Here is a 7,807-nt window from a genome sequence, read left to right as displayed (position 1 = left end):
TCGTCGGCGCCGACGACGTCCCCTCCGTACGGCAACTGGCCGAATGGACCGGTGACGGTGAACTCCGCTACGTCCTAGGCTCGTCCGGCGGGATCGCCGCCCTGCAAGGCGGCGACACCGGGGCGGAGCGGACGAGGTGGCTCGCCGGGAACTGCGCCGAGGTCCCCGCGAAGGAGTACGGCGGGAGCGGCTCCGCCGCCGAGGGCCGTATGGCGGGCGGTGCCGGAACGGTCCTGTACGACTGCGCCCCCGGGAGTCGCACCCCGTGACGTCCTCCGGCAGAACGGAGCCCCGCCATGCCCGACGCCCCGGTCCCCGCGCACCGCCTCCTCGTGGTCGAGGACGACCCCGGTATCCGCATGCTGCTGGAGTCGGCGCTGCGGCTGTCGGGGTACGAGGTCCTCGGCGTCGCCACCGGCCGGGAGGCCCTGCGCTCGGTGGAGGCGAGCCGTCCGGACCTCGTGCTGCTCGACATCATGCTGCCCGACCTGGACGGCATCGAGGTCACCCGGGGCCTGCGGGCATCCGGGGTGCGTACGCCGGTGCTGTTCCTCACGGCGCGCGGTGAGCTCGCCGACCGTATCGCGGGCCTCAGCGCGGGCGGCGACGACTACGTGCCCAAGCCGTTCAGCATCGAGGAGGTCCTGTTGCGCATCCGCGCCATCCTGCGCCGCACCAGCCCCGAGAGCCCGGACGGCGCGGGTGCCGGGGTCCTGCGCTTCGCCGACCTGGAGGTGGACGAGATCGCGCACGAGGTGCGCCGCGCCGGCGAGTACGTCCCGCTGTCGCCGACCGAGTTCAATCTGCTGGTCTACCTCATGGAGAACACGGGCCGGGTGCTCAGCAAGCACAAGATCCTCAACGAGGTGTGGGGCTACGACTTCGCGGGGGACGGCCGCATCGTGGAGACGTACATCAAGTACCTGCGCCGCAAGATCGACCGCTTCGATCCGCCCCTCCTGCACACCGTGCGCGGTGTCGGCTACTGCCTGCGGCTTCCGCAGGGGCACGGTGTGGGAGGCGGCGGATGAGTCTGCGGTGGGCGATTCCGCGGTGGACGGCTCAGCGGTGGACGGCTCAGCGCTGGAGGCCGCGCCCCCGCTCGCTGCGCGGGCGGCTCGTGTGGGGTGTGTCCCTCCTCGCCGCGGTCGTGGTCCTCACCACGCAGGCCGTCGGGGTCGCGAGCATGCACTCCTGGCTGCTCAACCGGGTCGACCGGCAGCTGACGCATCTGGAGTTCTCCGACCAGGTCTTCGCCCCCGCCACCGAACCGGTCGTCCGCTCGACGCCGGGCGCGATCACCCTGCCCTCCGACTTCCGGGTCACCTTCTACGACGCCTGGGGCGCGAAACAGAGCACGCTCGGCGGAGGCGACAGGCCAGGACCCCGGCTCGCCTCGACCACCGCTGAACTGGGCCTGAAACTGGGGCACGTGACGACCGTTCCCGCCGAATCCGGGGACGGCCGCTGGCGGGTCCTGCGGCGGGAGAGCCCGGCGCTCAGCACGTACGTCGTCGCCCTGCCGTTCGACAGCCCGCAGGCCGTCCTGTCGAAACAGCTGCTCCTCAGCACCGTCATCCTCATCGCGGCCGTCGCCGTACTGATCGTCGTCGTCCGGGCCCTGGTCCGGCTCGCGCTCCGGCCGCTGACCCGGATGGAGCGTACGGCGCAGGGCATCATCGCCGGGGACCTCGGCCTGCGGCTGTCCGACACCGACCCGCGCACCGAGACCGGGCGCCTGGGCACCGTCCTCAACGACATGCTCGACCGGCTCCAGCAAGCCATGCGGCAGCGGGAGTTCTCGGAGGAGCGGCTGCGGCGCTTCGTCGCCGACGCCGGGCACGAGCTGCGCACCCCCCTCACCACGGTCCAGGGCTTCGCCCAGCTCGCCCTGCGCCACCCCGACCGGCCCGCCGCACAGCGCCGCGAGGCCGACGAGCAGCTCGCCCGCAACGCCGAGCGCATGAACCTCCTCATCGACGACCTGCTCCTGCTCGCCAAGCTCGACCAGGAGCCCGCCTACCGCCGCGACCCCGTCGACCTGCTGTCCCTCGCCGCCGACGCGGTCAGCGCGGCGGCCGTCCGCGCGCACGGCGAACACCGGGTGACGCTCAGCCCACTCGACGCGGACACCGAGGACGCGGAACTGGAGGTCGTCGAGACGGTCGGCGACCCCGACCGCTTGCTCCAGGTCGTCAACAACCTCCTCTCCAACGCCCTCACCCACACGCCGCCAGGGACGCCGGTGGACGTACGGGTGGGGACCACGCTCCGGGGCCCGCAAATCGACACCGGCCGCACCCCTGTCGCCGTGATCGAGGTCGCCGACCGTGGACCCGGGCTCTCCCCCGCCGACGCCGAGCGCGTCTTCGAACGCTTCTACCGCGCCGACCCCTCCCGCTCCCGCGCACGCGGCGGCAGCGGCCTCGGCCTCGCCATCGCCTCCGCGGTGGCCCAGTGCCACGGAGGCCGCGTCGAACTGGACACGGCCCCCGGCAGAGGCTGCACCTTCCGCCTCGTCCTCCCCCTTCCCGCCCACGCTGTGACGGCACCCGAGCACCGACCGGGGAAGGAGATGACGTGGACCGGATGACGACGGGAGCGGGGACGCCAAAGGCGAGCGACAGGCAGAGGCCGTAGCCTTTGCGCGAGCCTTGGAGCAGCATCACCCGCAGTTCCCGTCCCTGACATCTGTCAGGGACGGGAAGTCTTCGGTGCGGCCTAGAGTTCGATGCGCCGACGTCGGGGTTCTCCGGTCCGTTGCCGGGCCTGGAGTCGGTGATGTCCATGTGTTGCATCTCTGGGAGATCACCATGCTGAAACGGAGTTCCAGAGCCCTTGCTGCCTGTGCAGCCGTCGGCGTCATTGCGACGGAGAAAGTCAGGGCACGTACTGGACGTCGACCAGCGTGATGGTCGTGGGGATTCGGCAGTAGGCGTGGGACTGAGTGCCGTCCGCCGCCACCCACGACCCGTAGTTGACGTTCACGCTGGAGCCGCTGCCGCAGGTGAGGACCACGCGCTGCTGGCCGCTGCCTCCGAAGCATTGCGAGTGGCCCCAGCCGGGGCTTTCCTTCGTGACCGTGCACGGAGGCGGCCCGGCTGCGGAGGCTCCGGGGGCCGAGAACAAAACACCGCTGGCAGCAAGTGCGAGAACACCTGCTCCGGCAAGGAAACGAGATTTCATGTCTTCTCCGAGTTTCTGCATCCAGTGATTCACGACACAACCACGCCATTGACTATCACATGACCCATACGGGGGTGTCATCGCATCAGAGGCACAGAATGCATGGTGATCAATAACATGCTCGTTATGACAGCAAGGCAAGTCTGAAAGGTTGGCCTTCTCCATGAGGGCGTCCGTACCGAAGGAACCGAGCATTCATCAGCTTCGGCTCTATCTCACCTTGAGCGAGGAACTCCATTTCGGACGCGCTGCCGCGCGCCTGTTCATCACGCAGCCGGCGCTGAGTCAGCAAATCAGAGAGCTGGAGAAACGCTTGGGCGTACCGGTGGTGGAGCGCACCAGCCGGACAATCACCCTCACCGAGGCAGGGCAGGCCCTGCTGCCCGAGGCCAGGGCCGCGGTCGCGGCGGTCGACCGGCTACGGCATGTCGCCGACGCGCAGTTGCGCCAGACCTCCGGGCGGCTCGTCGTGGGAACCATGGGCGCCGAGGCGTCCATGGCACACACCCGGGCCGTACTCGGCCTGCTGCAAACCCGTCACCCCGGGACAACCGTGCAACTGGTCGACCTCGGCCTGGGCGATCACCTGGCCGCGCTCGCACAGCAGGAGGTCGATGTGGTCTTCCTCCGTCCGCCGGTGACGGACGACATCGAACTGCACCACCTGGCCACCGAGCCACGCGTGGCCTGCCTCCCCGCCGGGCATCCCCTGGCGGCCCTGCCCCGGCTCACCCTGGCCCAACTCTCGGGCGTCCCGGTGGTCTCCATGCCTGAGCAGGTTCCGCGGCTGTGGTGGGACTTCTGGGCCGTCGATCCACGGCCGGACGGCAGCCGCGTCCGCTACGGGCCGCTGGTCACCGACATGGAATCGCTGCTCTACACGGTGGCCGCTGGAGAAGCGATGTGCTTTCTCCCGGCAGCCGCCCGCGACTACTTTCCCCGCCCCGGCATCAGATACCTCGACGTGGTCGACCTCTCCCCCTCCACGTCCGCCCTCGCCTGGCTGCGGCGAAGACGTTCCGAATCCACCATCAAAGCCATTCGGCACGCTGCGCACGAAGCCACCAGACAGGGTCTCACCGACGCCCGGTGACACACCTGACGCCCCCACCACGTCCGCTCGGCCAACTCAAAGCCGCTCCATGCCGTTTCCCGGCATGGAGCGGCCACAAGACGAGCGCTTACCGCCTGATGTTCAGGCAGGCGGGGCTGGTCGACGAACCGTCCGAGTAGATCCACGCGGAGCAGACCGAGTCTCCGTCCGGCAGGTCCCAGCTGCCGTTCCAGTCGAGGTGCGAAGCCTCGCCCGAACGCAGGGTGACGGTCGGCCCGTTGAGGTCGATGTGACCCCACTTGCTCCAGACGTGAACGTGCCCGGTGACGGGGGTCGGGGTCCCGAGGAGCGCGACCTCGAACTTTCCGCTGGCCCGGTAGACATGTGTGCTGGATCCGCAGACCCACACCGTGTTCCGGCCGCCACCGATGTTGTGGCTGCCGTTCTTGCAGTCGCTCTCCGCGGCGGCACGAGTCGTGGAACCCGTCGTTTCCGCGTGAGCGGTCGAAACGCCGAAGGAAGCGGTGAGAGCAGCGGCGGCGAGAACACCGGCCGCCGCACGGAAGATACGCATGGAAACCCCCGTGGGTCGGGTAGTGAATGGTCGGAATCGCTACCGGGACCAGTTCCCCGGCCCATTGCGATGTGCAAACCCTCGCACAGTGGAGTTCCGGTTGTCAGCATCGACAAGCGTGAGGATCTCTATGCGATCGATAAGGCATCCCTTATGACTGGCGGGGGGTACAAAAGATATTCACCAATTGCACGGCTTTTCTGGAGCAGCGAGGCTCGGGAAATCGCATCAAAGAGTCCGGCCGTGCCCTCGGCAAGTCGATGATGTCCGTCTGCGCGGGCCGCTGGTCGGTCTGCCAGCTGGGACGGCCCCACCCGCTGCACAAAGGCACCGTGCCGTCCATCCTCGCGGAACTCGTCTCGCACCTGCTCGCTCCGGCCGAGACATCCCCTCTCCCCTGACCCAACCCTGAACGATCCCCGACCTGACCCGGAAAAACCTCCGGCAGAGGCGCCGCACAGGCAACAGCGCACCTAACGTGACGACGGCACCCCGGCCGGGTCCGCATGTCTGACGCAACCTTTTCCTTCACGAGGAGGATCCATGCCGTTGAGGGGCAGATCCGCCGTGCGGCGCACGGCCGGGGTGGTGGGTGCCGCGATGGCGGTCATCACCGGCCTCGCCGCCGCTCCCGCCGTCCACGCGTCGCCGTCTGCGGCCGGGGCCCTGCGGTGGGCGCCGTGCGCGGACGCGGCGGAGCCAGGGGCCGAGTGCGCCACGCTTCCGGTGCCGGTCGACTGGGCCCGCCCGGACGGGCCGAGACTCGACCTGGCTGTGGCCCGCCGCAAGGCCGGCGACCCCGGCGCACGTGTCGGCTCGATGGTGTTCGGCCCGGGCGGGCCGGGCGACTCGGGTGTGGCGATGGTGGTGGACCGTATCGGCCGGTTCAGCCCGGAGGTCCGCCGCAGGTTCGACATCGTCAGCTTCGACCCACGCGGCGTGGGCGGCAGCAACCCGGTGACCTGCTCCGGCGGCCTGCTCGCCGAGCGGCCGTCACCGGAGATGAAGAGCCAGGCGGACTTCGACGCGACCGTGGCGTACAACAGGCGGCTGCGCGCCGACTGCCGGGCCCGTACCGGCCCTGTGTTCGACCACCTCGACACCGCCCAGACGGTCCGGGACCTGGACGCCCTGCGGGCCGCTCTCGGCGAGCGGAGACTGACCTTCCACGGCAGCTCGTACGGCACGCTGCTCGGGGCGCAGTACGCCGAGACCTATCCGCGCCGCGTGCGCGCGATGGTGCTGGAAAGCGTCATGGACCACAGCGTCCCGACCACCCGTGACTTCCTGCGCTCCGAGGCGGCCACGGCAGAGGATTCGTTCCGGGAGTTCGTGAAGTGGTGCGACGGCGCGGAGGACTGCGTACTGCACACCCGTGACGTCCGCGCCGTCTGGCAGGGCCTGCTGGCCCGGGCCGGACGCGGCGAGCTGGCGGACCCGGCGCGGCCGGGCACCCCGCTGTCGTCGTCGGACCTGGTCAACAAGGTCGCGTTCCGGAAGTTCTACCAGGCCGACTTCGCGGGCCTGGCCACGGCGATCGCGGAGATGGACGCGAGCAAGCCACTGCCCTCGTCGCCCACCTCGACAGCGCCGCTGCCTTCGGCCACGCCCGTCTTCTGCTCGGACTGGCACCTGCCGGTGCGCGACTACGCCGAGTACGCCTCGCTCGTCGCCATGATGGGCACGACCGCGCCCGACCTTCCGTACCTCCTGCCGATCCACATGACCGCAGCGTGCCTGGGCGCGCCGACCGCGAACCCGCAGCACCGCCTGGACGTACACGGCGCCCCACCGATCCTGGTCTCCAACGCGCTGCACGACCCCGCCACCGGCTACCCCTGGGCGGTCTCGGTGGCCCGGCAGCTCGGCCGCAGCGGCGTACTCCTCACCTACGAGGGCCACGGCCACGGCAGCGTCACCAGCGGCCCGTGCATGGAGAACGCGGTGGACGCCTACCTCACCGCCCTGGCAGTCCCACCCCACGGCACCCGCTGCCCCGCCGTGCGGTTCTGACGGCTCGCCGATCCGGACCCGTGGCACCCGGCCGACTCACCGACGACCAGGAAACCCCGGCACACGTACGTGAGTTGGCGCGGGCCCCTCTCATGCCCCGCTGCCTCACCGGCCGACCAGCCCGTCACTGACGGGGCGGGCGCCCTCGGAGCGGGCTGGCTCAGGACTCCAGCCGCACCCTCACCCTCCGGTTCTGCCGTCCCTTGCTCTCCACCTTGACCACCTTGATCCGCCCGATCTGCCGCGTGGAGGCGACATGCGTCCCCCCGTCGGCCTGGACGTCGAGCCCGACGACGTCGACGATGCGGACCTCCGCGAGGTCGGGCGGCGCCTTGAACTGGGTGCGGACCAGGTCGGGGATCTCCTGGGCCTCGTCCTTGGGGAGGACCCGTACGACGATCTGCCGGTCGGCCTCGATCTCGGCGTTGACCCGGTCTTCAAGGCTCTGTTTGAAGCCGGCCGGCACGTCGGGCAGGTTGAAGTCCATGCGGGCCTCGCCGGGCTCCATGTTGTTGCCGGTGACGAGGGCGCCGAAGTCGCGGAAGACCGTGCCGCACAGGACGTGGAGCCCGGAGTGGGTGCGCATGAGGGAGGACCGGCGTTCGTCGTCGAGCGCGCCGGTGACGGTGGTGCCCGCCACCGGGACGGGGTCGCCGGGGGCGGGGAGGAGATAGAGGTCGTCGCCTTTGCGGGTCCCCACGATGCGGGTCTGGACGCCCTGCCAGATCAGGACGCCGTGGTCCGGGGGCTGTCCGCCGCCGCCCGGGTAGAACGCGGAGCGGTCCAGGACGATGCCGGCCTCCGGTTCGGCGGGGTCGGACCACAGGACGGTGCACTCCCATTCCCTGAGGGTGACGTCCTCCCAGTCGAGGCGGTGGGTACGGCCATGATGATTGATCCCCATAGCTGAGTGGAGGGACGAGCCCGGCCGGGCCTGTTCCCCGGTCTCCTTCCTGGTTGTGTCGTCTATACCGAGCGGC

At 70.1% G+C, this 7,807-nt stretch carries 7 protein-coding genes and 1 pseudogene; 5 read left to right on the top strand and 3 right to left on the bottom strand.

Annotation, left to right across the window (positions count from 1 at the left end; all coding sequences use genetic code 11):
* From AOK24_RS08590 to AOK24_RS08580, 3 genes and pseudogenes are all read left to right on the top strand, one after another.
* Positions 1-269 (top strand): annotated as a pseudogene (locus tag AOK24_RS08590) (ArnT family glycosyltransferase); the annotation flags it as partial.
* Between the two features lie 27 nt (positions 270-296).
* Positions 297-1,031 carry a response regulator transcription factor gene (locus tag AOK24_RS08585; RefSeq protein ID WP_055719451.1) on the top strand — a complete coding sequence of 245 codons (735 nt, stop codon included), beginning with the start codon at positions 297-299 and terminating at the stop codon, positions 1,029-1,031.
* The gene (locus AOK24_RS08580; RefSeq protein WP_063799413.1) at positions 1,028-2,593 is read left to right on the top strand and encodes a sensor histidine kinase; all 1,566 of its coding nucleotides are present in this window, start codon (positions 1,028-1,030) and stop codon (positions 2,591-2,593) included. The genes AOK24_RS08585 and AOK24_RS08580 overlap by 4 nt, the downstream gene beginning before the upstream one ends.
* Before the next feature lie 287 nt (positions 2,594-2,880).
* Here the strand turns inward: AOK24_RS08580 and AOK24_RS48380 are convergent, their stop codons facing one another.
* On the bottom strand, positions 2,881-3,018 hold the full coding sequence (locus AOK24_RS48380; RefSeq protein WP_159051824.1) for a hypothetical protein: 138 nt from the start codon (positions 3,016-3,018) through the stop codon (positions 2,881-2,883).
* A 331-nt stretch (positions 3,019-3,349) separates the two neighbouring features.
* Between AOK24_RS48380 and AOK24_RS08575 the strand changes: the two genes are divergently transcribed.
* On the top strand, positions 3,350-4,279 hold the full coding sequence (locus tag AOK24_RS08575; RefSeq protein ID WP_055719450.1) for a LysR family transcriptional regulator: 930 nt from the start codon (positions 3,350-3,352) through the stop codon (positions 4,277-4,279).
* 88 nt (positions 4,280-4,367) lie between these two features.
* Here the strand turns inward: AOK24_RS08575 and AOK24_RS08570 are convergent, their stop codons facing one another.
* On the bottom strand, positions 4,368-4,814 hold the full coding sequence (locus AOK24_RS08570; protein WP_055719449.1) for a hypothetical protein: 447 nt from the start codon (positions 4,812-4,814) through the stop codon (positions 4,368-4,370).
* Positions 4,815-5,357: 543 nt separating this feature from the next.
* Between AOK24_RS08570 and AOK24_RS08565 the strand changes: the two genes are divergently transcribed.
* A complete protein-coding gene (locus AOK24_RS08565; protein WP_055719448.1) occupies positions 5,358-6,827 on the top strand; it encodes an alpha/beta fold hydrolase in 1,470 nt (489 codons plus the stop codon).
* A 160-nt stretch (positions 6,828-6,987) separates the two neighbouring features.
* On the opposite strand, the gene AOK24_RS08560 is transcribed toward AOK24_RS08565, so the two are convergent.
* Positions 6,988-7,731, bottom strand: coding sequence for an alanyl-tRNA editing protein (locus AOK24_RS08560; protein WP_055719447.1), 744 nt, complete (start codon positions 7,729-7,731; stop codon positions 6,988-6,990).
* Positions 7,732-7,807: the final 76 nt, after the last annotated feature.

This window comes from Streptomyces niveiscabiei (assembly GCF_001419795.1).
GTDB classification, from domain to species: Bacteria; Actinomycetota; Actinomycetes; order Streptomycetales; family Streptomycetaceae; genus Streptomyces; species Streptomyces niveiscabiei.
Note: the sequence above shows the minus strand (reverse complement) of the source record. Positions and strands in the feature narration are given on the sequence as shown.